General features: G+C 34.4%; 25 protein-coding genes. 17 read left to right on the top strand and 8 right to left on the bottom strand.

Features of this window, described 5'->3' with window-relative positions:
• Positions 1–101: 101 nt before the first annotated feature.
• A complete protein-coding gene (locus LNP81_RS13610; RefSeq protein WP_230036653.1) occupies positions 102–1367 on the top strand; it encodes an MFS transporter in 1266 nt (421 codons plus the stop codon).
• Between the two features lie 57 nt (positions 1368–1424).
• Here the strand turns inward: LNP81_RS13610 and LNP81_RS13605 are convergent, their stop codons facing one another.
• Positions 1425–2141, bottom strand: a complete 717-nt coding sequence (locus tag LNP81_RS13605) for a hypothetical protein (protein ID WP_230036651.1) — start codon at positions 2139–2141, stop codon at positions 1425–1427.
• A gap of 230 nt (positions 2142–2371) precedes the next feature.
• Positions 2372–2803, bottom strand: coding sequence for a hypothetical protein (locus LNP81_RS13600; RefSeq protein ID WP_230036649.1), 432 nt, complete (start codon positions 2801–2803; stop codon positions 2372–2374).
• Between the two features lie 235 nt (positions 2804–3038).
• Between LNP81_RS13600 and LNP81_RS13595 the strand changes: the two genes are divergently transcribed.
• From LNP81_RS13595 to LNP81_RS13525, 15 genes are all read left to right on the top strand, one after another.
• Positions 3039–3965 (top strand): DnaJ C-terminal domain-containing protein, encoded by a 927-nt coding sequence (locus LNP81_RS13595; protein ID WP_230036647.1) that lies wholly within the window; start codon positions 3039–3041, stop codon positions 3963–3965.
• Positions 3958–4263: a chaperone modulator CbpM gene (locus tag LNP81_RS13590; protein ID WP_230036645.1), complete on the top strand. Its 306-nt coding sequence runs from the start codon at positions 3958–3960 to the stop codon at positions 4261–4263. The genes LNP81_RS13595 and LNP81_RS13590 overlap by 8 nt, the downstream gene beginning before the upstream one ends.
• 370 nt (positions 4264–4633) lie before the next feature.
• Entirely contained in the window at positions 4634–5017 is a 384-nt protein-coding gene (locus LNP81_RS13585; protein ID WP_230036643.1) for a RidA family protein, read from the top strand.
• 213 nt (positions 5018–5230) lie between these two features.
• Complete coding sequence (locus tag LNP81_RS13580; RefSeq protein WP_230040913.1) at positions 5231–6472, top strand: voltage-gated chloride channel family protein; 1242 nt, start codon at positions 5231–5233, stop codon at positions 6470–6472.
• 368 nt (positions 6473–6840) lie between these two features.
• Entirely contained in the window at positions 6841–7845 is a 1005-nt protein-coding gene (locus tag LNP81_RS13575) for a DHH family phosphoesterase (protein ID WP_230036641.1), read from the top strand.
• 6 nt (positions 7846–7851) lie between these two features.
• Positions 7852–8517: a gliding motility-associated peptidyl-prolyl isomerase GldI gene (gene gldI, locus LNP81_RS13570; protein WP_230036639.1), complete on the top strand. Its 666-nt coding sequence runs from the start codon at positions 7852–7854 to the stop codon at positions 8515–8517.
• A gap of 16 nt (positions 8518–8533) precedes the next feature.
• Positions 8534–9613: a peptidylprolyl isomerase gene (locus LNP81_RS13565; protein ID WP_230036637.1), complete on the top strand. Its 1080-nt coding sequence runs from the start codon at positions 8534–8536 to the stop codon at positions 9611–9613.
• Between the two features lie 38 nt (positions 9614–9651).
• Positions 9652–10794 carry a peptidylprolyl isomerase gene (locus tag LNP81_RS13560; protein ID WP_230036635.1) on the top strand — a complete coding sequence of 381 codons (1143 nt, stop codon included), beginning with the start codon at positions 9652–9654 and terminating at the stop codon, positions 10792–10794.
• A gap of 213 nt (positions 10795–11007) precedes the next feature.
• Positions 11008–11904, top strand: coding sequence for an EamA family transporter (locus tag LNP81_RS13555; RefSeq protein ID WP_230036633.1), 897 nt, complete (start codon positions 11008–11010; stop codon positions 11902–11904).
• A gap of 87 nt (positions 11905–11991) precedes the next feature.
• Positions 11992–12348: a DoxX family protein gene (locus tag LNP81_RS13550; protein WP_230036631.1), complete on the top strand. Its 357-nt coding sequence runs from the start codon at positions 11992–11994 to the stop codon at positions 12346–12348.
• 29 nt (positions 12349–12377) lie between these two features.
• On the top strand, positions 12378–13085 hold the full coding sequence (gene aqpZ, locus LNP81_RS13545; RefSeq protein WP_230036629.1) for an aquaporin Z: 708 nt from the start codon (positions 12378–12380) through the stop codon (positions 13083–13085).
• A 30-nt stretch (positions 13086–13115) separates the two neighbouring features.
• Positions 13116–13358, top strand: coding sequence for a GlsB/YeaQ/YmgE family stress response membrane protein (locus LNP81_RS13540; protein ID WP_230036627.1), 243 nt, complete (start codon positions 13116–13118; stop codon positions 13356–13358).
• 139 nt (positions 13359–13497) lie between these two features.
• The gene (locus LNP81_RS13535) at positions 13498–14325 is read left to right on the top strand and encodes a sterol desaturase family protein (RefSeq protein ID WP_230036625.1); all 828 of its coding nucleotides are present in this window, start codon (positions 13498–13500) and stop codon (positions 14323–14325) included.
• A 120-nt stretch (positions 14326–14445) separates the two neighbouring features.
• Positions 14446–14724, top strand: coding sequence for a DUF2805 domain-containing protein (locus LNP81_RS13530; RefSeq protein WP_055098339.1), 279 nt, complete (start codon positions 14446–14448; stop codon positions 14722–14724).
• Positions 14725–14824: 100 nt separating this feature from the next.
• Positions 14825–16678 carry a M61 family metallopeptidase gene (locus LNP81_RS13525; protein WP_230036623.1) on the top strand — a complete coding sequence of 618 codons (1854 nt, stop codon included), beginning with the start codon at positions 14825–14827 and terminating at the stop codon, positions 16676–16678.
• 322 nt (positions 16679–17000) lie between these two features.
• Here the strand turns inward: LNP81_RS13525 and LNP81_RS13520 are convergent, their stop codons facing one another.
• Together LNP81_RS13520 and LNP81_RS13515 are read right to left on the bottom strand one after the other, a co-directional pair.
• The gene (locus tag LNP81_RS13520; protein ID WP_230036621.1) at positions 17001–17444 is read right to left on the bottom strand and encodes a hypothetical protein; all 444 of its coding nucleotides are present in this window, start codon (positions 17442–17444) and stop codon (positions 17001–17003) included.
• 357 nt (positions 17445–17801) lie between these two features.
• Entirely contained in the window at positions 17802–20135 is a 2334-nt protein-coding gene (locus tag LNP81_RS13515) for a GH92 family glycosyl hydrolase (RefSeq protein ID WP_230036618.1), read from the bottom strand.
• Between the two features lie 181 nt (positions 20136–20316).
• On the opposite strand from LNP81_RS13515, the gene LNP81_RS13510 reads away from it, so the two are divergent.
• Complete coding sequence (locus LNP81_RS13510) at positions 20317–20940, top strand: M949_RS01915 family surface polysaccharide biosynthesis protein (protein ID WP_230036616.1); 624 nt, start codon at positions 20317–20319, stop codon at positions 20938–20940.
• A gap of 381 nt (positions 20941–21321) precedes the next feature.
• Here LNP81_RS13510 and LNP81_RS13505 read toward each other — a convergent pair whose 3' ends face one another.
• The 4 genes from LNP81_RS13505 to LNP81_RS13490 form a co-directional block, all read right to left on the bottom strand.
• Positions 21322–21927, bottom strand: coding sequence for a GNAT family N-acetyltransferase (locus LNP81_RS13505; protein ID WP_230036614.1), 606 nt, complete (start codon positions 21925–21927; stop codon positions 21322–21324).
• A 116-nt stretch (positions 21928–22043) separates the two neighbouring features.
• Positions 22044–22400, bottom strand: coding sequence for a hypothetical protein (locus tag LNP81_RS13500; protein ID WP_230036612.1), 357 nt, complete (start codon positions 22398–22400; stop codon positions 22044–22046).
• A gap of 278 nt (positions 22401–22678) precedes the next feature.
• Positions 22679–23857 (bottom strand): AIR synthase related protein, encoded by a 1179-nt coding sequence (locus LNP81_RS13495; RefSeq protein ID WP_230036610.1) that lies wholly within the window; start codon positions 23855–23857, stop codon positions 22679–22681.
• A 166-nt stretch (positions 23858–24023) separates the two neighbouring features.
• A complete protein-coding gene (locus tag LNP81_RS13490) occupies positions 24024–25508 on the bottom strand; it encodes a carboxypeptidase regulatory-like domain-containing protein (RefSeq protein ID WP_230036608.1) in 1485 nt (494 codons plus the stop codon).
• Between the last annotated feature and the right edge of the window lie 49 nt (positions 25509–25557).

The following is a 25557-nucleotide window of genomic DNA, read 5'->3' as shown; positions in this document are numbered from 1 at the left end:
ACAAAATGAATTAGTGGCAATTCGTGACCCGAGCGATAGCGAACAGGCGGAGCAAATTCGTGTTTATACACCTAATCTCAAAATAAAAGAAATACATTTTTATGGACATCAATACAAATAAATCATATACTAAATATTACATTATTGCATGGGTATTTGGTTTGCTTTTCTATTTTTTAGATTATGTTATACGCTCCTCCCCGGCTGTAATGCTTCCTGAACTCTCGAATAGTTTTTCGGTAAGCGAGATCAGACTGGTTACTATTATAGGAACTTATTATTATACCTATTCTACCTGTAGTTTGATCGCAGGAATTGCCCTGGATCGATTTGGAGCCAAATATTCGCTCTTCGCCGGAGCATTTATTTTAGGAATTGGCTGTTTGCTGTTTATGATTTCAAGTCAGTTTAGCGGAGTGACTGGACGATTATTTCAAGGTGCCGGATGTGCCTTCGCTTTTCCGGGTTGTGTGTATTTGGCCAGTAAAGGATTCTCTTCAAAATCATTGGCAACTGCAATTGGTTTTACTCAATGTTTAGGAATGCTCGGCGGTTCAGCAGGACAATTTGTTGTAGGCCCTTTAATCGAAAAAGGAATGAACATTTATACCTTCTGGCTTTCTATTGGAATTTTTACTATAATCGTTGCTTTTGGACTTTGGTTTATAACTCCGGCAAACGTAGTCGAGAAAAAGGAAGAAACTATAGTAAAAAAACAAAGCTTGCTTGAACCTTATAAAGTTGTTTTTAGTAATCCTCAATCCTGGTTGTGCGGAGTCGTTTCAGGATTATTATTTGCTCCAACCACTATATTTGCTATGACTTGGGCAGTAGATTTTTTCCAGAAAGATCGTGCTTTCGACTTTCATAGTGCAACAATTTCGAGTGCGATGGTTGCTTTTGGCTGGGTGTTTGGCTGTCCGTTATTAGGATATATCACAGATAAAATAAACAAACGTAAACCTGTTTTAATATTTGGAGCGTTATTTATGATTTTGAGTCTGATTCAGTTATTGTATTTCCCCGATTTACTTCCTACGAAAATCAGTATGTTTTTGTTAGGCGTTGGTTCTGGTGCCGCAATGATTCCGTATTCTATAATTAAAGAAGCGAATCCTGACAATGTAAAAGGAAGTGCTACAGGAGCCATTAATTTTATAACTTTTGGAGTAACAACGCTTTTAAGTCCGTTATTCAGTCGTTTGTTCGGACAAACATTAAATGATACTACGGATAAAATTATGCATTTTCAACAAGCAGGTTTATTCTGGATAATTGGAATTTCGATAGCAATTCTGGTTAGTTTTCTTTTAAAAGAAACTGGCGAAGGAAAACCGAATAATACTCCTGAACTGGCGAAAGATTGATAATTATTAAAACTAAAAAACACGAATTAGAATAAGATGCAACGAACTGATTGTATCTTATTCTTCTTTTGTTACTATTATCGAAGCTTTAAAACCTGCCGCAAGATTATCCCAATAATCATTGGTTACTAATTGTCCTTTGTCATCATAAACTCGAATTTCAGCAGTATTCCCTCCTAATGCCCCAATATTTAATGCTTGAAAATCTAATTTATTAAAACCATTAGCCAGATCAATTTTCACATCTATAAAATTAGACTGCAAAATTATCTGATCTCTAATAACCTGATCGTTAGACAAAACCTTTACCATATCGCCATCTATTGCGCCAAAATCGCGAAATTTTACAATAAAATATTTCGATTTTGTTCTAAAATCTCCCAGCGAAATATTTCTTTTTACTAAAGTTCCCCTGCCCTCTTTTAGTCCGGCATCTTTTAGCGCCTTATCTAAATCTTTTTCCATTTTTGGCACATAACGATCACCCGGATTGGCAAAATCAGTTTCAGTAGACATCGTAAATTTACTTTTCTCTGCCCCTACCTGCAATTGCGATTTTGGAGTGATACTGGTATTATCAAAAACGTTTGGCGTTTTTATACTTGGTATATCCATATTATCAGCCTGAGGATCTTTAACCTCTGGTATTGGAGTCTTCTTTGGCTTTGCACCAAATTTAGGTGCTGCGATAGGTCTGTATTTAGTACCAAATTCAGTTTGAGCTGAAACAGTGACAGCGGTAAAAAATAATATGAAAAATAAGATGTGCTTCATTGAAAAAAGTATTATCGAATCGGCTTTTAAAAATTTTATAAGATTAAAGCATAGCATCACAAAAATAGCATAATTTAATTAGGCGCTACAACTTTAAGACTATTATAACAATATATTAGGCTAATTTTTGGAAAGCAAAAAACCTGCCAAAATATAAATAAAAAAAATCCAATCAGCTTTTACACCAATTGGATTTTAAAATTCTGTCTATCAAATTTTAAACAAAAAATCTATTGCTTTTCAATTACTGCTGTAAGAGTTGCAGGATCAAGTGTTTTTGTGTTATTCACAGCATCCAAATATGTAAAATCACCCACTGTAACCCCTGCTTCAATGTAAGGAATGATTGTAACTGTTTGATATATTGTACCATCCGTAGATTTTACCGTAAACCTAATATTAAAACTCCCCTGCTCATACTTATTATATGAAATCTGTGAAGTGTTTTTTAAATCGTAATATACAGACATCATCCATTTATTCCCATCGTTTAATTCTGTTTTTCTAATTGTTAAAGCAAAATCAGTTGGATTAAAGGTATTGCCTGTTGATGGTAGATAGTCATCATCATTACTACTTGAACTACAATTTACTAATAAGATTGACATCGTCAATACAAGAACAAGACTAAAGGTTGATTTTAAAAAAGATAATTTCTTCATAATTTAAAGATTAAAAGGTTAAATTCCACAATTAATTGTAGGTTTATTTTTGCAATTATAGAAGAAATAATTGCAAAACCCTACTAAAAAGTAAGATTTAACTCAAACAAAACAAATACTGATTCATATTTCTTAAAACAAGAGTATTAATACAAAAATGCTCTTTTTACTTTGACATTTAATAAGTTATGAGTAACTTCAAGATTTTAATTTATCTTTATAAAAATACAAGCAAATGGACTATATTGACTATTATAAAGTATTAGATATCACAAAATCGGCTACTGAAGCCGAGATTAAAAAGGCCTATAGAAAACTGGCCAGAAAATATCATCCTGACCTGAATCCGAATGATAAGGAAGCAGAGAAAAAATTCAAGGAAATAAACGAAGCCAATGAAGTTTTAAGCAATCCCGAAAATCGTAAAAAATACGACAAATACGGAAAAGACTGGAAGCATGCTGATGAATTCGAAAAAGCAGGTTACGATCCCAACCAACAGCAACAATATTCCAGACAACAGCAAGGCGGTAATCAAAGTTATTCTGATTTTGGCGGAGGAGATTTTTCAGGAAGTGATTTTTCTGATTTCTTCAATTCTATGTACGGTTCTTCAGGAAGAAGTTCAAGAGGTCAGGCAAAATACCGCGGACAGGATTTTAATGCTGAATTGCAACTTGACTTAGCTTCAGCTTATACTACGCACAAACAAAACCTAACGGTAAACGGCAAAAATATCCGAATTACAATTCCGGCCGGAGTCGAAAACGGACAAATTATAAAAATTCCTAATCATGGAGCACCGGGCGCTAATGGCGGACCAAACGGGGATTTATATATTACTTTTTTAATTGATAACAATTCAGAATTTAAACGAGAAGGCAATAATTTATATGCTGATGTTGACCTGGATTTATACACGGCCATTTTAGGAGGCGAAATTTATGTGAATACTTTTGACGGAAAAGTAAAAATAAAAGTAGCCCCGGAAACTCAACCCGGAACGAAAGTAAAACTGAAAGAAAAAGGATTTCCTGTGTATAAAAAAGACAATCAGTTTGGGGATTTATACATTACTTATACGTTAAAAGTTCCAACAAAATTATCCGCAAAAGAAAAAGAATTATTCGAAGAACTAGCTAAATTAAGAAATCATGAATAGTAAAAACTTAATTCAGATAAAACAGTTTTGTCTGTATCACGAAATTGAAAATACTTTTATAACAGAGCTTCATAATTATGGTTTAGTGAAAATTATTTTTCTGGAAGAAGACGAATATCTACAACCGGAACAATTACCCGCCGTAGAAAAAATGATACGCCTGCATTATGACCTTAAAATCAATTTAGAAGGTATTGATGTCATTGCAAATCTTTTAGACAAAATCGAAGCATTGCAGCAAAACCTTACTGTTACCCAAAATAAACTTCGCCTTTACGAGCAGCATCAAATTGAGTAATAAAGATTTTGTTTCACGCAGATTTTGCAGATTTGAGCAGATTTATTTTAATTATAATCTGTGTAGATTTGCTTAAATCTTTTTAAATCTGCGTGAAAGACTTTTGCAAATTTTGCGTCTCTGTGAGAAAAAGATTAAACATAATTTACTAAAAGAAAGATTAACTTAATGATAGTGACCGATAGCTATCGTGAGTGATAAAAAATCATCTTTTATTTCTACTCAAAATATCACAAAAAAGAACGTTTTACGAATTGATTTCAATCTAATTTGGTTCTTTATCAGTTGTATATTTTATAAATTGCAGCGAAATTAACTAACCGGAATTTGATTTAAAATCGAAGAAACAAATTCAATAAAATATAAAGAAATGAAAAGAGAAAACATCTTAACAGGATCACCTTGGGAGGACAAAATGGGATATTGCCGCGCGGTAAGAATTGGTAATATCATTGAAGTTTCAGGAACTGTGGCAATTGTTGATGGCGAAAAAGTAAAAGCCGATGATGCTTATGCTCAAACCTACAACATCCTGGAACGTGTTGAAAAAGTTTTGGAAGATTTGAATGTTGGAATGAAAGACGTAATCAGAACCCGAATTTTCACTACCGATATTACTTCTTTTGAAGAAGTAGCAAGAGCTCACGCTTCATTTTTTAAAGATATAAAACCTACAACTGGTTTTTATGAAATCAGCAAACTCGTTGCGCCTGAATATTTAGTAGAAATCGAATTTACAGCAGTTGTACAGTAACTATTTTTCAACTACAAATTGCACAAATTTTCGCTAATTCTTTTTATTACAAATTATTAATTTGTGAAAATTTGTGCAATTTGCGGTTAAAACTTTTCATTATTTTTTGTTACAGATTAAAGATTCAAAAAAGACACTTTTTTTATTTTTCTCAATTAAAAAGCTATTAATTAGTGAAAATTAGTGAAATTCGTGGCAAACTTTTTACGCTTAATGACTTCTCAAAAACTAAAAGAAATATTCCCGACCACTTTCAAATGGATTTTAATATGCGTTTTGATAGGTATTCTATCCGGATCTGCATCAGCGTTTTTCCTGGTTGCTTTAGAATTTGTAACACAATTTAGAATTCACCACGACTGGATTATCTGGCTTTTGCCTTTCGGCGGATTATTGGTAGGTTTTAGCTACTATTATTGGGGAGAATCTGTTGCAAAAGGCAATAATTTATTACTCGAAGAATACGAAAATCCCAAAAAAGTTATTCCGTTCAAGATGGCTCCTTTAGTGCTTTTAGGAACTTTAATTACTCATTTATTTGGAGGTTCTGCCGGTCGTGAAGGAACTGCTGTTCAAATGGGAGGAGCAATTGCCGATCAATTTACCAAGATTTTTAATTTAGATAATTCCGAAAGAAAAATTCTAATTATCCTCGGGATCAGTGCCGGTTTTGCATCGGTTTTTGGAACTCCGTTAGCGGGCGCTATTTTTGCTTTGGAGGTTTTATACTTTAGTAAAATCAATTTCAAAAGTATTATTTTATCCTTTTCAGTAGCTTACGTTGCTTATTTTACTGTAGAATTCTGGCAGGTAAAACATACGCATTACAGTATTCCAGTTATTCCTGAAATTAGCATTTCAACTTTATGCTACGTTATTATCATTGGAGTTTTATCAGGTTTTGCAGCTTTATTATTTTCCAGAAGTACACATTTTTGGGGTTCACTTTTTTCTAAAATTAAATATCCGCCACTACGTCCTTTTATAGGAGGAATAATTCTGGCGATTGCCATAGCAGGTTTTGGTTTAACAAAATTTGCAGGATTAGGTGTTCCGGTTATTGTAGATTCATTTTCGAATGCCAATATGTGGTATGATTTTTTACTTAAAATTTTATTCACAGGATTTACTTTAGGAGCAGGTTTTAAAGGTGGCGAAGTAACTCCATTATTTTTTGTAGGCGCCACTTTAGGAAGTGCCTTATCCTTAATAATTCCTTTACCAATAGCGCTTCTGGCAGGTTTAGGATTTGTAGCTGTATTTTCGGGAGCAACCCACACGCCTATCGCCTGCACTATTATGGGAATGGAACTTTTTGGCATTCAACCCGGATTATTTATTGCCATTGCCTGTACAATTGCTTATTTTTCTTCGGGCTCTGTGGGAATTTATAAATCGCAAATTGTGAAAGGGGCGAAATACAAGCTATATCAGAGATTGAATTTTTATTTTTAAATTTCAAATTCCAAAAAATAAATTCCAAATTCCAACAAAAAAATAAATCAGTCTTATTCTAATGCTTTTTGTGCACCTCTGAGCTTTCTTTGAGAATCTCTGTGAAATAAAAAAACTTAAATTCCAAAAAGCAAATCCCAAATTCCAAAAAGAAAAAATCCGTTTAAAATCCGCGTTTTCGCTTTAGCGAATCCGTTTCATCTGCGTACCATTATTACTTTTTTTCAATCAACTCTATTTCAGAAAACTGAAAACTGAGACTGATCCCGATAGCTATCAGGAGCGACCGAAAACTGACAACTAATAAAAGTGTGTTAATCTGTAAAATGATTTCAACATTACATTAAAAAAATGTAAATTCGCACACTATGAAAATACAAGATATTCAAGCGATACAATTGTTACTCGCTACCCCAAAGAAAATCGCCATAATTCCACATAGAGGCCCTGACGGGGATGCTATGGGTTCAACCTTAGGTTTATACCATTTTTTATTAAAAAACAATCATCAGCCAACTGTGATTGCTCCCAATGATTTTCCTGATTTTTTAGCCTGGTTACCAGGTTCTGAAACGGTAAAAATCTTCGAAAAAGACACTGAAAACTGCACCAAAATATTAGAAGAAGCTGAGCTAATTTTCACATTAGACTTTAATGCTTTTCATCGTACAGGCGAAATGGAACATACTTTAGCAAAGCTAACGGCTCCGTTTATCATGATCGACCACCACCAAAAACCGGATGATTATGCAGCTTATACCTATTCCGATACTTCGTTTGGATCAACTTGCGAAATGGTGTATAACTTCATTTCTTTTTTAGGTAGAAAAGAAGATTTAGACAAAACCATTGCCACTTGTATCTATACCGGAATATTGACGGATTCAGGTTCTTTCCGTTTTCCGGGAACAACAGGAAACACGCACAGAATTATTGCAGAGTTAATTGATTTAGGAGTCGAAAACACTCAGATTCCTGTTTTATTATTTGATAATAGTTCATACAGCCGTTTACAATTATTAGGTCGCGCTTTACAGAATATGAAAGTGCTTGAGGAACACAAAACATCCTATACTACACTTACTCAGGCAGAACTGGATTCCTTTGATTATGTAAAAGGTGATACTGAAGGAATCGTTAATTACGGACTAAGTATAAAAGGTATTGTTTTTACTGCTATTTTTATCGAAAATAAAGACGAAAAAATTATCAAGATTTCTTTCCGTTCACAAGGCGGATTCGACGTCAACCAATTTGCAAGAGATCACTTTAATGGTGGCGGACATAGCAATGCGGCCGGCGGAAGATCTGACGTTTCGATGGAAGAAACCGTGAAGAAATTTGAAGATTTAGTAAATAAACTAAAAATATAACCCCATATGAACTACTTAAAACTAAGCATTTACACCCTACTTTTTGCTGTTTTATTGGTGAGCTGTAAACAACACGAAGAAGCCAGAAGACCTATTTCTCAGGCTTCGGGTACTTTCATGAAGAAATCGGTGGACAGAAATAAAAAATTAGTAGCCAACGAAGAAGAGGTCATTAAAAAAATAATCAAAAGCAATCCGAAAATAAAATATTACGCTACAAGAAAAGGATACTGGTTGTATTATGACGAAAAAAACACAACAGATCTTTCGACACCTAAAAAAGGAGATATCGCTTATTTTAATCTGGAAGTAAAAGACATAGACGGTAAAATTATTTATTCTGAAGCTGATCTTGGCCCTCAAACTTATTATGTAGACAAACAGGAAATCATGATGGGATTGCGCGATGGTATCAAAATGATGCATAAAAATGAAACCGTAACTTTCTTATTTCCTTCGCATATTGCTTACGGATATCACGGAGACAACAAAAAAATAGGAACCAATCAATCCTTAATTTGCACGGTTACACTTCGTAATTTCGTACCGGATCCGGCGGCTAAACCAACGCCTGTAGCGGGTCAGACTGCCACTACAACCACTACAGCTGCTGCAAAACCTGCAACACCAAAACCTGCAGCTCCAACTAAAAAAGATACAATAAACCCATAAAAACAACATTTTAAAAATGAAAAAGAGTATTCTATTATTACTAGCTGTTACCGTTAGCTCATTGTATTCTTGCAAAGACGAGCACAGCAACCTACCTGATGGTTTATATGCAGATATTGAAACCAATAAAGGGCACATTATTGTTGAATTAGATTACACAAAAGCACCAGTTACTGTAGCTAACTTTGTAACATTAGCCGAAGGTAAAAATGAGTTTGTAACAAAAGATTATTTAAAAAATAAACCTTTTTTTAATGGATTAAAATTTCACAGAGTTATTGAAAATTTCATGATTCAGACTGGAGATCCTGAAGGAACTGGTTCAGGAGATACAGGATATAAATTTAAAGACGAAATAACGGATTTAAAATTTGACAAAGCAGGAGTTTTAGCAATGGCCAATAATGGACCTGGAACAAACAGCAGTCAATTTTTTATCACGCACGTTGAAACTCCCTGGTTAGACGGAAAACATACTATTTTTGGTCATGTTGTAGAAAAAGGTCAGGAAATTGTAAATCAGGTAAAACAAGGCGATACGATCGTTGCCGTAACAATTATCAGAAATGGTGAAGCCGCTAAAAAGTTTGATGCTGTAAAAGTATTTCACGATTATTTCTCTGAAATTGCCAAAGAAAAGGGTAAATACGCCGGAGTTCAAAAAGAAAAAGTAGCATATTTTGCCTCTGTTAAACCAAAGACAACTAAAACAACTTCAGGTTTAGAATATTTAATTACTGAAAAAGGAACAGGTAAAAAACCAACTGCAGGAACTCAATTATACATTAATTATTCAGGTTTCTTAGAAGACGGAACTTTGTTTGACTCAAGCGTAGAAGAGGTAAATAAAGCTTTCGGAAAATTTGATGCAGCAAGAGCAGATCAACACGGTTACCAGCCTATCCCTTTTCAGGCAGGTCGTAAAGATGGTATGATTCCTGGATTTATCGAAGGAATCGAGCAACTTTCATTTGGAGATAAAGCAATACTTTTTATTCCGTCGCACTTAGCTTACGGAGCAACTGGTGCAGGAGGAGTTATTCCGCCAAACGCTAACATTATTTTCGAAATTCAATTATTAGAAAAGCCACAATAAATTATTTATAAAATCAATATAGACTTAAATTCTAAATCATGAAGTTTAAATTTCTATTTTTATTTTGCCTGGCAGTAGTAAACATTCAGGCTCAGACAAAGAAACCCGTAGCAAAACCAAAAGCGCCTGCAACAAAAGCAGCGACAAAAGTGGCTCCGGCAACCAATCCAAACGATGGAATTTTTGCTACCATATCAACTACAAAAGATGATATTGTTCTATCATTAGAATACATCAAAACTCCTGTAACGGTAGCTAATTTTATTTCTTTGGCAGAAGGAAATAATCCTAATGTAAAAGTAGAAAGACTTAAAGGAAAACCTTTTTACGACGGATTAAAATTTCACAGAGTAATCAATGACTTTATGATTCAGGGTGGAGATCCGGACGGAAACGGTTCTGGAGGTCCTGGATATTCTTTTAAAGATGAATTTGTTGAAGAATTAAAATTCGAAAAAGGCGGTGTTCTTGCAATGGCAAATTCTGGCCCTGCTACAAACGGAAGTCAGTTTTTTATCACACATAAAGAAACTCCTTGGTTAAACGGAAAACATACTATTTTTGGTCATGTAGTTTCAGGAATGGATAATGTAAACAAAATTGTTCAGGATGATATCATGACAAAAATTACCATTACCCGCAAAGGCGATGCTGCTAAAAAGTTTAATGCTGTAAAAGTTTTAGCTGATGATGCAAAAAAGCAAGAATCTAAAAAAGCTGAATCGCAAAAAGTCGTAACTGAAAAAGCAGCTTATTTTGCTGCTACTAAAGCAAAAGCCACTACAACTGCATCAGGTTTACAATATGTTGTTACTAAAAAAGGAACTGGTGTAAAAGGTGCCGAAGGTTCTAACATTTATTTCCACTATGCAGGGTATTTTGAAAATGGAAATCTTTTTGACAGCAGTATTGCAAGCGTTGCAAAAGCGTATGGCAAATATGATGCAAACCGCGATGCTCAAAAAGGATATCAGGCTTTCCCGTTTACAGTAGGTAAAAAAGACGGAATGATTCCTGGTTTCATCGAAGCATTAGACATGATGACTGATGGAGAAAAAGCAATCTTCTTTCTTCCTTCAAATTTAGCTTACGGAGAAAAGGGTGCCGGAGGAGTTATTCCGCCAAACTCTACTTTGGTTTTTGAAATTGAAACATACCAAAAACAGCCTTTAACAAAATAAGATTTTTATTTTATCAGAATATATTCAAACCCATCGAAATTCTATATTTTGATGGGTTTTTTATTTCATACAATTATATCAAATTCACAATATTAGCATATAAATTAAGCCGAAAACCAAACTCATAATAATGTTTAATAGCATTTTCTATTAAATCCTAAACAAAATAACTTACCTTTGCCGGCTTTATTTTTTTAATCTAAACAAGTTAAGATGTCACAAAACAATGTATTAAAGGGAGTATTTTTAGTAGCAATAGGTGCTACAACTTACGGAATGTTAGCTACTTTCGTAAAAATGGCCTATTCAGAAGGATATACAACTGCCGAAGTAACCACATCTCAATTTATATTAGGAATCATTGGTATTTTATTGATAAACGCTTTTCAAAAAGCAAAACATAAGGATAAGGTTGTAAAAGCGACCAAAAAAAATATATTCAGTTTAATGCTTGCCGGTACATCATTAGGTATGACAAGTTTATTCTATTATCTGGCTGTAAAATATATTCCGGTTTCTATTGGTATTGTTTTATTAATGCAAACCGTTTGGATGGGAGTTTTACTGGAAATGTTTTTAGAAAAAAAATTACCATCAAAACAAAAAGTAATTGCTGTAATTATTGTACTTATTGGTACTGTTCTGGCTACCAATATCATTCATAATGATGTAGATCTTGACTGGCGCGGTCTTGCCTGGGGAGTTTTGGCAGCAGCCTCATTTACTACAACTATGTTTACGGCAAATAGCGTTGCTACAGAGATTTCATCAGCACAACGTAGTTTATATATGCTTTTAGGAGGATCGGTAATTGTATTTTCATTCGCAATTGCTACTCAGGTTACTCCTTTTAACTTTGAGATCTTCATGAAATGGGGAATTATCTTAGCTCTTTTCGGAACTATTATTCCTCCTATGCTTATGACTGCAGGTTTCCCATTAACCGGAATTGGTTTAGGAAGTATTGTTTCAGCACTTGAACTTCCTGTTTCCGTAATGATGGCTTATGTATTATTAGACGAACAAGTTATTCTTTCTCAATGGATTGGAATTGTCCTGATCATTCTTGCCATAATTATTATGAACGTCAATTTTAAACGTAAAAATTAACTTATTTTATCCGGATCTAAAAAAAAGAGACTTGTAATGTAATAATTGTTAATTTTTTTATAAATTCGTGATAAACATTTAATTATCATGAATTTACCTTGGCATTTATATTTAATGGCAGCGCTCTATATTATTGCCGGATTAAATCATTTTAGAAATCCCGGAATGTACATCAGAATCATTCCGCCCTTTTTCTCGAACCCCAAATTAATAAATATTTTAAGCGGAGTTGCCGAAGTTGTTCTTGGCATACTCCTGATGATTAGTTACACAACAAATTTTGCTGCGTGGGGAATTATAGCATTATTAATAGCTGTATTTCCTGCGAATCTTTTCATGTATCAAAATAAAAAAGCAAGTTTTGGTTTACCAAATTGGATTTTATTTGTACGTTTGCCCTTACAATTTGTTTTGATTTTTTGGGCATACCAATATACCCTTTAACAATCAACTATTAATTAAATTATTTTATTATGAAAAAATTATTTGCAGAGTTCTTTGGAACTTATTGGCTAGTTTTTGGAGGTTGTGGAAGCGCACTTTTTGCTGCTGGAATTCCTAATTTAGGAATTGGATTTGCAGGAGTTGCATTGGCTTTCGGTTTAACAGTACTAACGATGGCGTATGCTGTAGGGCACATTTCTGGCGGACATTTTAATCCGGCAGTTTCATTTGGTCTATGGGCCGGCGGAAGATTCCCGGCAAAAGATCTTTTACCTTACATTATCTCACAATGCGTTGGTGCACTTGCTGCTGCCGGAACATTATTCATCATCTGGTCAGGAAAAGCAGGAAATGCAATCAATAATACACAAGCCGGAGCTTTTGCTTCAAATGGTTACGGAGCGTTCTCTCCCGACAACTATTCTATGGCATCAGCATTTATTGCAGAATTTGTTCTAACATTATTCTTCTTATTAGTAATCCTTGGCGCTACAGATAAATTTGCAAACGGAAGATTTGCCGGTATAGCAATTGGTTTGGCATTAACTCTAATTCACTTAATCAGTATTCCTATTACGAACACTTCTGTAAACCCTGCAAGATCTTTATCTCAGGCAATTTTTACAGGAGGCGAGCCACTAGCACAAGTTTGGTTATTTTGGGTTGCACCAATTTTGGGAGCCATTGTAGCCGGATTTTTATACAAAACGTTGTTACAAAATCACGACGCAGCTTAATCAAATTCAATTTAACTAAAAAAACATCATATGGCATTTTTATATTTTTTACTTATCGGAGCAATTTCAGGATGGCTTGCTGGCCAAATCTGGAAAGGTGCAGGTTTTGGATTATTGGGTAATATTATCGTCGGGATCATTGGCGGAATTATTGGTGGCTGGATTGCCGGCAATCTTGGCATTGGCGGCGGCGGACTTCTTTGGCAAATTTTAATTGCTGTTGGAGGAGCCTGGGTATTACTCTTTTTAATCAGCCTGATTAAAAAAGCATAAAAAAACACCTTATAACTTACTTTTAAAGAGAAAATCTGATATATTTATATTCGGTTTTCTCTTTTTTTATATGCCTGTATTTCAAATTAACCTATTCATAGAAAACAGATTACAACTTTTATCAATCTAAATTTTACTTATGGATGATATTATAGCATATTTCAGCACGATTCCGTCTACCCATCGAAGTTTAATTCTGGTGGGAGGAATTACTATCTTTTGGCTCATCGAAAACACCTTCCCGCTGTTTCAAATGAAATACAGAAAATGGCAGCACGCAGGAATCAATTTCTTTTTGACATTTACTACCATTATTGTAAATTTTGTGTTGGCTTTTATCCTCATTACAACGGCGAACTGGACAACAGAAAATCATTTTGGAATACTGCAATGGATACCCGCAATACCAATTTGGCTGTATACCATTACAGGACTTCTTTTATTAGATTTAATTGGGGCTTATTTAGCGCATTTCGTTCAGCACAAAATAAAATTTCTCTGGCGTTTTCATATCGTACATCATACCGATACCTGGATCGACACCACAACCGCCAATAGACATCATCCGGGAGAAAGTGTTATTCGGTTTATATTTACTACTCTGGGCGTTCTAATTGTAGGAAGCCCTATGTGGATGGTTTTTTTATACCAAAGTTTATCCGTTATTTTCTCGCAGTTTAATCATGCTAATATTTCTTTGCCTCCTAAATTTGATGCCTTTTTGAGTTATTTTATCATTTCACCCAATATGCATAAAGTACATCATCATTATGTTTTACCTTATACTGATAGCAATTATGGGAATATTTTTTCAGTTTGGGATCGGCTTTTTGGCACTTTTACCACCCTTTCAAAAGAAGAAATAATCTACGGAGTCGATACACATATGGGACCTGAAGAAAACAATAAATTGCAAAATTTATTGCAAATTCCGTTTCAAAAATCAAGATCTGCAAAAAACAGTTAAAATCATTAAAAAAAACATCTCAGATCGAACCAACTAATTATTTTTTTTATTAATATTGATACTTAAATTGAAAATCAATCTATTAATCATTAACCCCTATTTTGAATTAATTTTCACGTGATGAAAAAGAGTAACCGCAAAGAATTGAATTGGGAGCAAACCGAAAAACTTGTTTCGTTAGCCTTAGAAGAAAAAAATCCATTTGAGATCATTAAAAAGGAATTTGGATTGGCAGAAAAAGAAGTTCTGGAAATCATGAAAAAGAAGATGCCACTTGAAAAATTTGAAATGTGGAAAAAAAAGGCAATTGCAAATAAACCAAAACCAAAACCAGTTAAAATAGATGATTTTGACGAAGATCTGGATGGTAAATATTATATAAAAAATAAGCTAGACTAAGGCAGAACTCCTGAAATTCAGGAGTTTTTTTATTACTTTTAATCTTAGTGTAACTTTTTGATAATTTACAAGTCATATACGAATAACTAAATTCAAACAAATGAAAAAAATACTTTACACCTTAGCTCTTGCAGCGACCCTTTGGAGTTGTAAAACAGGAAGCTCATCTGGTGCCGCAAATGTTGTAGGTGTTAATATTGATCTTATCGATGTAAAAGATGACAAAGTACTGGTAACCGTTACCCCTCCTCAAATAAAAACCGACCAAGTAATTTATAGTATCCCAAAAACAGTTCCTGGAACTTACTCTACAGATAACTACGGTAAATTTTCAGATGATTTTAAAGCTTTTGATGCAAAAGGCAACCCATTAACAGTAAAAAGAATCGACGATAATTCATGGTCAATTGCTGATGCAAAAAAATTAAAAAAAGTAACTTATTTAGTAGGTGATACTTTTGATACCGAAAAAGGAACCGGATTTGGTAACGACGATGTTTTTTCGCCAGCTGGAACCAATATCAATGCAGGAATCAATTTTATGGTGAACACGCATGGTTTTGTAGGTTATTTTCAGGATAAACTAGATGTACCTTATAAAGTTACCATCACACATCCTGAAACAATTTGGGGAGCAACTTCAATGAATGACGAAGACGCAAGTAATACAAGCGACGTTTTTACAACGCCTCGTTATGCTGTTTTAGTCGAAAACCCAATCATGTATTCTAAACCGGATTATACAACGTTTAATGTAAACGGAATGGATATTTTAATCGCTGTTTACTCTCCAACAGGAAAATTTACTGCCGAAAGTATTACTCCTGAAATGAAAACAATGATGACGGCGCAAAAAAACTTTTTAGGAAAAGTAAATGCGACTAAAAAATATACTGTTTTATTGTATTTGTCAAGTATGGCAAAAGATGATGCTCACGGTTTTGGAGCTCTGGAACATCCTACTGCAACTACCGTTGTTTTACCGGAATCTATGCCAAAAGAAAAATTGGTAGAATCAATGAAGGACGTTGTTTCTCACGAGTTTTTTCATATTGTAACTCCACTTACTGTTCACTCAAAAGAAATTCAGTATTTTGATTATAATGCCCCAAAAATGTCTGAACATTTATGGATGTACGAAGGAGTAACAGAATATTTTGCAAATCTTTTTCAAATCAATCAGGGATTAATTGACGAAGCCGAATTTTATACTCGTATTGCTGATAAAATCGAACAGGCAAAAAGCTTAAACGATACAATGTCGTTTACTGTAATGAGTAAAAATGTATTAGAGCAACCTTATAAAGATCAGTACCTAAATGTGTACCAAAAAGGAGCTTTAATTGGTATGTGCATCGATATTATCATTAGAGAAAAAAGCAATGGCGAAAGAGGAATTCTGGACCTAATGCACAAATTAGCTAGTGAATATGGTGTAGAAAAACCATTTAATGATGATGAGCTTTTTGCAAAAATCACACAGCTTACTTATCCTGAAGTGGGCGAATTTTTGACTAAATATGTTCAGGGAACAACTCCAATTCCTTACGATTTTTATTTGGCAAAAGTTGGAGTTGGCAAAGCCTCAGAAAAAGTTCCGGGATCAATTTTCATAAAAGGGCAAAATCCATATATTACTATTGATAAAGCAACTAAAGTAATAAGCGTTCGTAAGGATCTTGATTTAAACGTATTTTTTACCAGTTTAAATCTTAAAGCAGGAGATCAAATCCTAACTGTAAACGACAAAGCGTACAACTTAGACAATATTTATGATTTGATTACCGAAAGTGAAAACTGGAAAGAAAACGATCTTATCACGATTAAAATCAAACGCGACGGAAAAGAACAAACCATCAAAGGAACTGTAAAAGTACCATTCGAAGAAAAAGAAACTTTTAAAGCAACAGATGCTTCAAAAGAGAAACTTAAAAATGCATGGTTAAAAGGATAATTTCTTTTCATCAAAACATAAAAAAACCGACAAGTGATTGTCGGTTTTTTTTGTTTTAGTTTGTCAGAATAAGTATTAAATAATAAAAATAAGGAGCTATTTCCTGCTGTCCACTGTATCTTTTGTGGTGAACCCCACCACAAAAGGATGCCGTTCCCATCAGGGCTAGGGATTTAGGCGTTTTAAGAACTTTAGTGTATTACCTGCTCTTAGATTATGACATCAAGCAAAAAACCGACAATCACTTGTCGGTTTTTTGCTTGATGTCCATTCAACTTTGTCAAAGTTTAAAACTTTGACAAAGTTTTTAAGCGCATTTCTCTTATTTCTTCACCGGAAATTTCCAGTCAAATTCGTCTTTATCATTGATGATTGCTCCAACTTCAAACTTCACAACTTCATCAAATTCAGTTTGAAGAATAAACCAATTGTCTTCGTTGAAATAATTTTCGAAAGTATCAAAAGTCTCCTGAGTGTATTTTGTAATTCCTTTTGTAGCCAAATCTTTCTTTACATCAGCAATTTTTCTTCCAATTAATTTGAATCCAAAAACTTCTAACTCATTGCTCGAAGCTACTAAATAACCCAATTTCAAGTCTTCTTCCTGATAAAATGTCAATCTGATTTTGTGTGCATTGTATACAAAAATCACATTATCATCTTCGTCTACATAATTTTTATCCGGTTTTCCCCAAGCAGCAGTTACATCGTTTTGCCTCATTCCGAAAAGCAATTTATCAATTCCCGATTTTAGATTTATTTTCATATTTACTTTTTATTTAAAGTGCAAATTTCGTGAAGTTTTTGCAAAGTCTGTTATGATTCTTTTTTATTATTTTTTTCGCCACGAATTTGCATAAATTAAATCTGCTAAATCTGCGAGAGAAAAAAGTTAGCCACTCCCGATAGCTATCAGGATAAAGGATTAAAATACTTTTTTGCCACGAATCACACGAATCACGCGAATTATCACGAATTTAATACGGTAATAAAATAAGAATACAATTGTCAGGCTGAGCGAAGTCGAAGCCCTCATCGACCTAAAGCCCTTCGACTTCGCTCAGGGTGACAATAACAAAAAATCCGCGTAAACCCGTTTCATCCGTAAAACCCGTGGGCAACATTAATTCTGGTAATTCTTCTTGTTTGGTTTAGCACTCATATAAAAAGTAATTTTTCCACCATTAATAACATCCGAATGTTTCAGGAAAGGTTTCTCTAATTGTTTTCCGTTTAAAAGCACTTTACTCACAAACACATTTTTATCTGATTGATTTACGGTTTCGACTTCAAAATTCTTTTCGTTTTCTAAATTAAAAACCGCTTTTTTAACCAATGGACTTCCCAAAGCATATTCATCAGAACCCGGCGCAACTGGGTAAAACCCTAAACTGCTAAAAATATACCAGGCACTCATTTGCCCAAAATCATCATTTCCTCCTAAACCATCGGCACCATTTCTATACATTTTTTTCAAAATCATTCTAATTTTGTCTTGCGCTTTCCAAGGCGAATTAGTCCAATTGTATAAATACACTACATGATGCGAAGGTTCATTTCCGTGAACATAATTACCTATTATTCCGTCTCTGGTAATATCTTCTGTGTTTTCAAAATACTTGTCAGGCAAATGCATGCTAAACAACGAATCAAGGCGAACATTAAACTTGTCGTTTCCTCCCATCATTTTGATCATATCTGCAGGATCTTGAGGAACATACAAACTATAATTCCACGAATTTCCTTCAATAAATCCTTGTCCGTGCGTGTCCAGCGGATCAAACTCTTTTTTGAAAGTTCCGTCGTTTAATTTAGGACGCATAAAACCTGTTTTAGCATCGTAAACGTTTTTATAATTTTTAGATCTTTCTATAAATTCATTATAAATTTCTGTTTTCCCCAATTTCTTAGCGGCCTGAGCAATTGCCCAATCATCATAGGCATATTCTAAAGTTTTAGATACCGAAGCTCCATTTTTATCTTCAGGTACGTAGCCCATTTTCATGTAATATTCTAATCCGTCATAATACGGGACTTTTGCTGTATTTACACAAGCCTGAAGTGCTTTTTCAGGATCAAAATTTCCATTTCCTTTTACAATTGCATCGGCAATTACAGAAACCGAATGATAACCAATCATACACCAGTTTTCATTGGCATAATGCGACCATATCGGCAACATTTTATGTGCACTTTGGTCTGAATGCGCCAACATCGAACTAATCATGTCTGAGTTTCTGGCTGGTTGCACCAAATTGAATAATGGATGTAAAGCCCTGTAAGTATCCCATAACGAATAACTCGTATAATTTTTAAAGTTCTCTGCTTTATGAACATTCATATCCAAACCTTTGTAATTTCCGTCTAAATCCATGTATTCTGTTGGACCTAAAAAGGCGTGATACATTGCCGTATAAAAATTCACCAAATCTTCTTTCTGAACGGTTTCTACCTGAATTTTATTCAATTCATTGTTCCAGACTTCCTGACTTTGTTTTTTCACTTTTTCGAAATCCCAACCCGGAACTTCTTTTTTCATGTTTTCAAGCGCTCCGGCAGAACTTACGGGAGATAAAGCCATTTTTATTTTGATCTTTTCTCCTTCATTAGTATTAAAATCAAAAAACAATTTTAAATTTTGACCTGCCATTTCCGGAAAATTTTTTGTTTGATCAAATCTTCCCCAAAAACCTCTGTAAACACTTTTTTCAAGAGGAGCTTGTCCGTAACTTTTAATTGGTTTACTAAAAGACATCGCAAAATAAACAGTTCTGGTTCTTGCCCATCCATTAGTTTGGCGATATCCTGTAATTAAAGTATCATTTTCTACTCGAACAAATGTCCATACATTCTTTTTATCATAATTATAAATTCCGGAAGTCAGGTCGAGAATAATATGTGCTTCATCCGACTTTGGAAATGTATACTGATGCATTCCCACACGCGTTGTTGCCGTAAGTTCTACCTTAATTTTATGATCTTCCAGCAATACGCTGTAATAAGCAGGTTCTGCTTTTTCGGTCGAATGAGAAAATGATGATCGATAACCTGATAATGGTTTTGAAGCTACTCCGGGATTCAGTTGCAATTTTCCGGTTGTAGGCATTATTAGAAAATCGCCTAAATCTGAATGTCCTGTTCCGCTAAAATGCGTATGACTAAAACCTACAATGGTTTTGTCCTCATATTGGTATCCTGCACAATATTTATAGACGTCTCCGTTATATTTTCCGTTTAAACTGTACGCAATAGTATCAGTTTCCGGACTTAATTGTACGCTACCAAACGGAACGGTTGCTCCTGGATAAGTATGTCCCATTTTAGCTGTACCAATCATAGGATCTACGTACTGAATTAAATTACGTTTTTCTATTGCTTTTTTCTGAGCATTTACTCCAAAGCCAATTACTAAAAATGAGAATCCAAAGAGAAAACTTTTGCAATTTATTCTATTCATCAGGTATTTTTATTTAAACATTAAATTTTCTACAAAACAATATCAGGCACTTACTAAAACGTTTTTCTAATAATTCCAGGTTAGAAAAATACAACAAAATCTGCTTTTTAAAAAATATAAAATTTAGAGAACTAAAAAGCTTTTAAATATCTTTGATTGATCAAAAAATACCATGCTACACATGAAAAAATATTTTCTATTCTTGTTGTTTTTTTACTCCATATTGAGCTTTTCGCAAAAAACAGAAAGTTATAAATTAACAAAAAGTGAGATAAAAGAAAGAGAACTCGATCAGGTTTCGGATTTCCCTATTTACAAGGCTTTTGAATGTTCTGATAAAGGCGGCGTATATAATTTGCTTTTGTGCGAAAATCAAAAAATTATTTCTAAAAAAGATACTTTAAGCACCAAAATTCAAGCTATTTATACCATGGCTGATCATGGCGGTTTTTTAGAAAAATGGAGAATTAATGACTTGCTTGAAAACACTGAACCTAAAGAAACTAAGATTTGGTTCTGGACCAAATACTGCAGCACCAAAGATCTTGACGGCGATGGCTATATCGATCCTGTAATTGTTTACGGAACCAGAAATGAAAATAATGAAATAAAACGCATTAAAATTATTACGGTTTATAAGAATAAAAAATATGTAATTCGCGCCGTAGAATGCGACCTGGATTATTGCCGAAGTTTTAAAAAAGATGCTAGCTGGAATTCTTTACCACCAAAAATAAAAACTCATATTGATACTTTAGTTGTAAAGATGAGAAAAGAACAAGATCTTATTTTGCAAGATGGGTAGAAGTTTTAAATTCTAATTTTTTAAATTCTAAATTCTAATCTAAATCTCGATTTAAATTCCAAATTTCAATTTAAATATTGGGTAAATCTTTGCTAGACTGGATTAAAATCCAGCCCTACAATATTTGGCGAGCCTATGGCTCTTTTCTACTTGATTGTCTAGACTGGACTGATCCCGAAGCTTCGGGACAGCACTACAATATTTGGCGAGCCTATGGCCCTTTTTTCCTTGATTGTCTAGACTAGACTGATCCCGAAGCTTCGGGACAGCACTACAATATTTGGCGAACCTATGGCTCTTTTTTTCCTTGATTGTCTAGACTGGAGTGATCCCGAAGCTTGGGGACAGCACTACAATATTTGGCGAGCCTATGGCTCTTTTTTAAAGCTTTTGTTTTAGGTTTGCTTTTACTTCGTCGAACCATTCGTTTTTAAGAATACTCAGAACGATGGAATCACGGCGTATTTCTTTATCTATTGTGGGCATATGGCTGCGTAAAACACCTTCGACTTTGCAACCGATGCTTTTCATGGCAGCGATACTTCGCTTGTTGTCATTATCTGCACGGAATTCTACGCGCTCCATTCCGAGGGTTTCAAAAGCAAATTGTAATAGTAAGAATTTACAATGTTTGTTGAGTCCGGTGCCTCTAAAAGCAGAACCGTACCAAGTGTAGCCTAACTGAAGTGTTTTGAATTCAAGATTCATATCGTAAAAACGGGTTGAACCTGCGTATTTTTGAGTCTTTTTATCGAAAACAATAAACGGAAATTCTTTTTGATTTTCTCGTGCTTTTATCGCCAGCTGAATATATTTGATCAGATTCTCTTTTCCGTCTGCTCCTACTAATGAATATTTCCAGGTTTCTGGTTCGTTAATCGATATTTCTAATAAATTATCAACGTCTGATTCTTGTAAAGGACGTAATAAAACTAAATCGTCTTCTAAAATGATATTGTCTGAGAAACTGAAAATTGGTGTTGTCATAAGCTATTTTTTTGTGATGCTCTGTGTGAATCTTTGCGTGACTTTGTGTAAAAACTTTTCCACAGAGATGCACGAAGTATTTCACAGAGACTCACAAAAGGTATAAAAGAAAAAAACTATTCACTCATTTCGTCATATCGCTCCGGCACTTGCGGATCGTACAACGGTAATTTGAATTCTTCCATTACTTCTACCAATTTATTCATGGTTTTACCTTCGGTGCCATAACAGTCGATTTTGATGCTTTGTGGGGTTGTGATTACCTGAAAAGCGCCTTTTCCTGTAGTATTTTGCCAGCTGTTTTCGTCTACTTTTTCCCATTTAGAAAAAACAGAATTGATTCGGTTCATGATTACCTCAACCGGAAGTATTTCAAGACCTTCTACTGTTTCTTTTTCTACAAGAGCTTCGTAAACTTCGTGGTGGTTTAGGTAAACTTCTTCTAAATATTTCCAAAAAAGTAATTCGTACATAGCCTGGTGTTTTTTAGCCCCGATAGTAGTGAAAATCCTTTTATTTTTTTCTTTAAAAAATAAAAGATTGTAACGGATAGCGGGATTAGCTCCTAAAAAAAGCTAATGGTTATTATTTTTATAACGAATGCAATCCAAATCAGCATTGCGTAAGACGCACTGCTGTGCGCCTCTACACATTACCTGATGAATAAATTCTAATTTTTCTTTTAAGAATAAGTTCAGAATCTTTGTAACTTAGAATCTTAGCAACTCAGAACCTTAGCACCTTAAAAATATTAATATTCGAATGTTCCGTATTCGCTGGTGATCGTTAGTTTTTTAGCATCGGCTGCTTCTACTCTACCTACGATTTGTGCGTCGACATTGAACGATTTTGAAATCGCAATAATATCTTGTGCAATGTTTTCAGGAACGTAAATTTCCATACGGTGACCGCAATTGAAAACCTGATACATTTCTTTCCAATCGGTTTTTGATTGTTCCTGAATTAACTTGAACAATGGCGGAACAGGGAATAAATTGTCTTTTATAATGTGTAAATTTTGAACAAAATGTAAAATTTTAGTTTGCGCTCCTCCACTGCAATGCACCATTCCGTGAATTTCGTTTGGAGTATAAGTGTCTAAAATTTTCTTGATAATTGGCGCGTAAGTACGAGTTGGAGAAAGTACCAACTGACCTGCGTTTATTGGGCTGTTTTCTACCTCATCGGTTAGATTTACCTGACCTGAATAAATTAATTCTTCGGGAACAAGTACATCATAACTTTCTGGATATTTTTTAGCTAAATATTTACCAAAAACGTCGTGACGGGCAGATGTTAATCCGTTACTTCCCATTCCGCCATTATAGCTTTTTTCGTAAGTTGCCTGACCAAAAGAGGTTAAACCTACGATTACGTCGCCTGCTTTTATGTTTGCATTGTCTACAACGTCGCTGCGTTTCATGCGAGCGGTTACGGTAGAATCTACAATTATGGTACGAACTACATCTCCAACATCGGCAGTTTCTCCGCCTGTTGAATGAATGGTTACGCCAAAAGATTTTAATTCGTTGATTAATTCCTCTGTTCCGTTGATGATTGCCGAAATAACTTCTGCAGGAATTAAGTTTTTGTTTCTTCCAATAGTAGATGAAAGCAAAATATTATCTGTCGCGCCAACACATAATAAATCGTCGATATTCATGATTAAGGCATCCTGAGCAATTCCTTTCCAAACCGAAATATCGCCTGTTTCTTTCCAGTACATATACGCCAAAGACGATTTTGTACCAGCGCCGTCAGCGTGCATTATTAAGCAATATTCTTCGTCCTGTGTTAAATAATCAGGTACAATTTTGCAAAATGCTTGAGGAAATAAACCTTTATCGATATTTTTTATGGCGTTGTGTACGTCTTCTTTTGATGCCGAAACACCTCTTTGTGCGTACCTTTTGCTAGAATCTGAACTCATGAAACTTAGTTTGTGTTGATGTGGTGCAAAGATAATCCCTTTTTTTAATTCTCAGGGCTATACTATTTAAAATTGAATATTTGACGCACAAAAAAAATTCGGCAGGTTTTATAGCGCTGCCGAATTTCCTGAGTAAAATTGGTTATAAAATTTTGGCTCCTAAAAGTTACTCCCAGTCGGGCATTGCTGTTCCTGAAAATAATACTACTCTGGAATTGACAACTCCTACTGTGGTTTTTACAATATTTTTTATCGAAATACCATCATTTGAGGTATTGGTAAAAATTAATTCGGACTCGTTTGGAGAATATCGTACATCGAGATCGTTTGTTCCGGATATTTTCTCTGTTATAATTTGTGTAGAATTTCCGGATGCAAAACTGTATTCGAAAATTTTAGAATCTAATTGTCGGTAATTTGAACTTTCGAATCCTGTAACATCTCGGGTATACACTAATTTTTGTCCTGTGATGGAAAAGTTTAGGCCGCCTACTGCTCCGTTTTGACCAGAAAGAACTGTCGCTATAACCGCGCCAGCAGTATTAATTACATAAACCTCGACATTATATCCGTTGGCATCATTTACTTTTAAAGCGATTTTCGATCCGTCTGCGCTCCAGTCACACTCTGATATGAATTTGCCATTTGGTGTTTGGAATATTTTGGTCAAACCGCTTCCGTCATTGTTGATTTTGTATAATTTATCGAAATTAGGATAAATCAATTCACTTCCTGAAGCGTTCCAGGAATACCCTATATAATCTGAATTGAATCCGGCAATTGGCACTGAACTGGTTAATTTTTTAATTCCCGTTCCGTCAAAATTCATGGTATAAAGATCATTTTGGGAACCATTTGTTCCTATAAAGGCAATTTTCTTTACCAGATTATTTCTTCTTGGGCGCCAGTAATTTCTGTCTGAACTTGTTAATTGATATTGTTTACCTGCATCATCGGCAGTAAAAATCACATTATTATCGTTTATGTTTTTTACAAACAAATATCTTGTCGCCGGAAAAGCAATTGTAGTAAAGGTACTTACGGTGCTTAAAACAGGTGTATTTACACCATCTGTAACTTCAATTTGCCAGTAGTATTTTGCTCCAAAGATCAAATCTGTCAATGTAAGTTTGTTCGCTTTTATAGCGTCATAAACTTTTACCTCGCTGTTACTGTCGTTTCTAAGGGTTATTTTAAAAATTAATTCATCTTTGTCCGGATCTGTAGCTGTCCAAGTCAGGTCTAATGTTACTGCCTGAGCCGTACTATTATCAACCGGACTTACTAATACGGGAACTGTTGGCGGTTTGTTATTGGCTGATGCTTTTTTGAGTTCAAAAACCACTTGTGATGTATTATTTGCAGTAACCGTTGTGGCTTCAAATTTTGCTATAAAACCATCTTTTTGAGCCTGAAAAGAATATTCGCCCACCTTCACGTTCGAAACTGTAAATTTACCTTCGGCATCTGTAAAAACGGTACTTGTTGTGGGGCTTGAAAGGATTTTTACATTTTCCATTGGTTCAAAAGTATCTGCATTCACCACTCTTCCGCTAACGGTACCATATGCCGATTCTCCTATTTTCTCTTCACTGCATGAAACCAAAAACAATAAAAAAAGTACGCTTGCTATTTTGTATAAATACTTCATTATTAATTTGTTTTTAAATTTAAACTTCATCGTTATATTTTTAAATTCT

The organism is Flavobacterium piscisymbiosum, assembly GCF_020905295.1.
Taxonomy (GTDB): domain Bacteria; phylum Bacteroidota; class Bacteroidia; order Flavobacteriales; family Flavobacteriaceae; genus Flavobacterium; species Flavobacterium piscisymbiosum.
Note: the sequence above shows the minus strand (reverse complement) of the source record. Positions and strands in the feature narration are given on the sequence as shown.

Excerpts from the sequence above, each read along its gene's own strand:
- LNP81_RS13610 (WP_230036653.1), top strand. The coding sequence starts at position 102 with ATGGACATCAATACAAATAAATCATATACTAAATATTACATTATTGCA.
- LNP81_RS13605 (WP_230036651.1), bottom strand. The coding sequence starts at position 2,141 with ATGAAGCACATCTTATTTTTCATATTATTTTTTACCGCTGTCACTGTT.
- LNP81_RS13600 (WP_230036649.1), bottom strand. The coding sequence starts at position 2,803 with ATGAAGAAATTATCTTTTTTAAAATCAACCTTTAGTCTTGTTCTTGTA.
- LNP81_RS13595 (WP_230036647.1), top strand. The coding sequence starts at position 3,039 with ATGGACTATATTGACTATTATAAAGTATTAGATATCACAAAATCGGCT.
- LNP81_RS13590 (WP_230036645.1), top strand. The coding sequence starts at position 3,958 with ATGAATAGTAAAAACTTAATTCAGATAAAACAGTTTTGTCTGTATCAC.
- LNP81_RS13585 (WP_230036643.1), top strand. The coding sequence starts at position 4,634 with ATGAAAAGAGAAAACATCTTAACAGGATCACCTTGGGAGGACAAAATG.
- LNP81_RS13580 (WP_230040913.1), top strand. The coding sequence starts at position 5,231 with ATGACTTCTCAAAAACTAAAAGAAATATTCCCGACCACTTTCAAATGG.
- LNP81_RS13575 (WP_230036641.1), top strand. The coding sequence starts at position 6,841 with ATGAAAATACAAGATATTCAAGCGATACAATTGTTACTCGCTACCCCA.
- gldI (WP_230036639.1), top strand. The coding sequence starts at position 7,852 with ATGAACTACTTAAAACTAAGCATTTACACCCTACTTTTTGCTGTTTTA.
- LNP81_RS13565 (WP_230036637.1), top strand. The coding sequence starts at position 8,534 with ATGAAAAAGAGTATTCTATTATTACTAGCTGTTACCGTTAGCTCATTG.
- LNP81_RS13560 (WP_230036635.1), top strand. The coding sequence starts at position 9,652 with ATGAAGTTTAAATTTCTATTTTTATTTTGCCTGGCAGTAGTAAACATT.
- LNP81_RS13555 (WP_230036633.1), top strand. The coding sequence starts at position 11,008 with ATGTCACAAAACAATGTATTAAAGGGAGTATTTTTAGTAGCAATAGGT.
- LNP81_RS13550 (WP_230036631.1), top strand. The coding sequence starts at position 11,992 with ATGAATTTACCTTGGCATTTATATTTAATGGCAGCGCTCTATATTATT.
- aqpZ (WP_230036629.1), top strand. The coding sequence starts at position 12,378 with ATGAAAAAATTATTTGCAGAGTTCTTTGGAACTTATTGGCTAGTTTTT.
- LNP81_RS13540 (WP_230036627.1), top strand. The coding sequence starts at position 13,116 with ATGGCATTTTTATATTTTTTACTTATCGGAGCAATTTCAGGATGGCTT.
- LNP81_RS13535 (WP_230036625.1), top strand. The coding sequence starts at position 13,498 with ATGGATGATATTATAGCATATTTCAGCACGATTCCGTCTACCCATCGA.
- LNP81_RS13530 (WP_055098339.1), top strand. The coding sequence starts at position 14,446 with ATGAAAAAGAGTAACCGCAAAGAATTGAATTGGGAGCAAACCGAAAAA.
- LNP81_RS13525 (WP_230036623.1), top strand. The coding sequence starts at position 14,825 with ATGAAAAAAATACTTTACACCTTAGCTCTTGCAGCGACCCTTTGGAGT.
- LNP81_RS13520 (WP_230036621.1), bottom strand. The coding sequence starts at position 17,444 with ATGAAAATAAATCTAAAATCGGGAATTGATAAATTGCTTTTCGGAATG.
- LNP81_RS13515 (WP_230036618.1), bottom strand. The coding sequence starts at position 20,135 with ATGAATAGAATAAATTGCAAAAGTTTTCTCTTTGGATTCTCATTTTTA.
- LNP81_RS13510 (WP_230036616.1), top strand. The coding sequence starts at position 20,317 with ATGAAAAAATATTTTCTATTCTTGTTGTTTTTTTACTCCATATTGAGC.
- LNP81_RS13505 (WP_230036614.1), bottom strand. The coding sequence starts at position 21,927 with ATGACAACACCAATTTTCAGTTTCTCAGACAATATCATTTTAGAAGAC.
- LNP81_RS13500 (WP_230036612.1), bottom strand. The coding sequence starts at position 22,400 with ATGTACGAATTACTTTTTTGGAAATATTTAGAAGAAGTTTACCTAAAC.
- LNP81_RS13495 (WP_230036610.1), bottom strand. The coding sequence starts at position 23,857 with ATGAGTTCAGATTCTAGCAAAAGGTACGCACAAAGAGGTGTTTCGGCA.
- LNP81_RS13490 (WP_230036608.1), bottom strand. The coding sequence starts at position 25,508 with ATGAAGTATTTATACAAAATAGCAAGCGTACTTTTTTTATTGTTTTTG.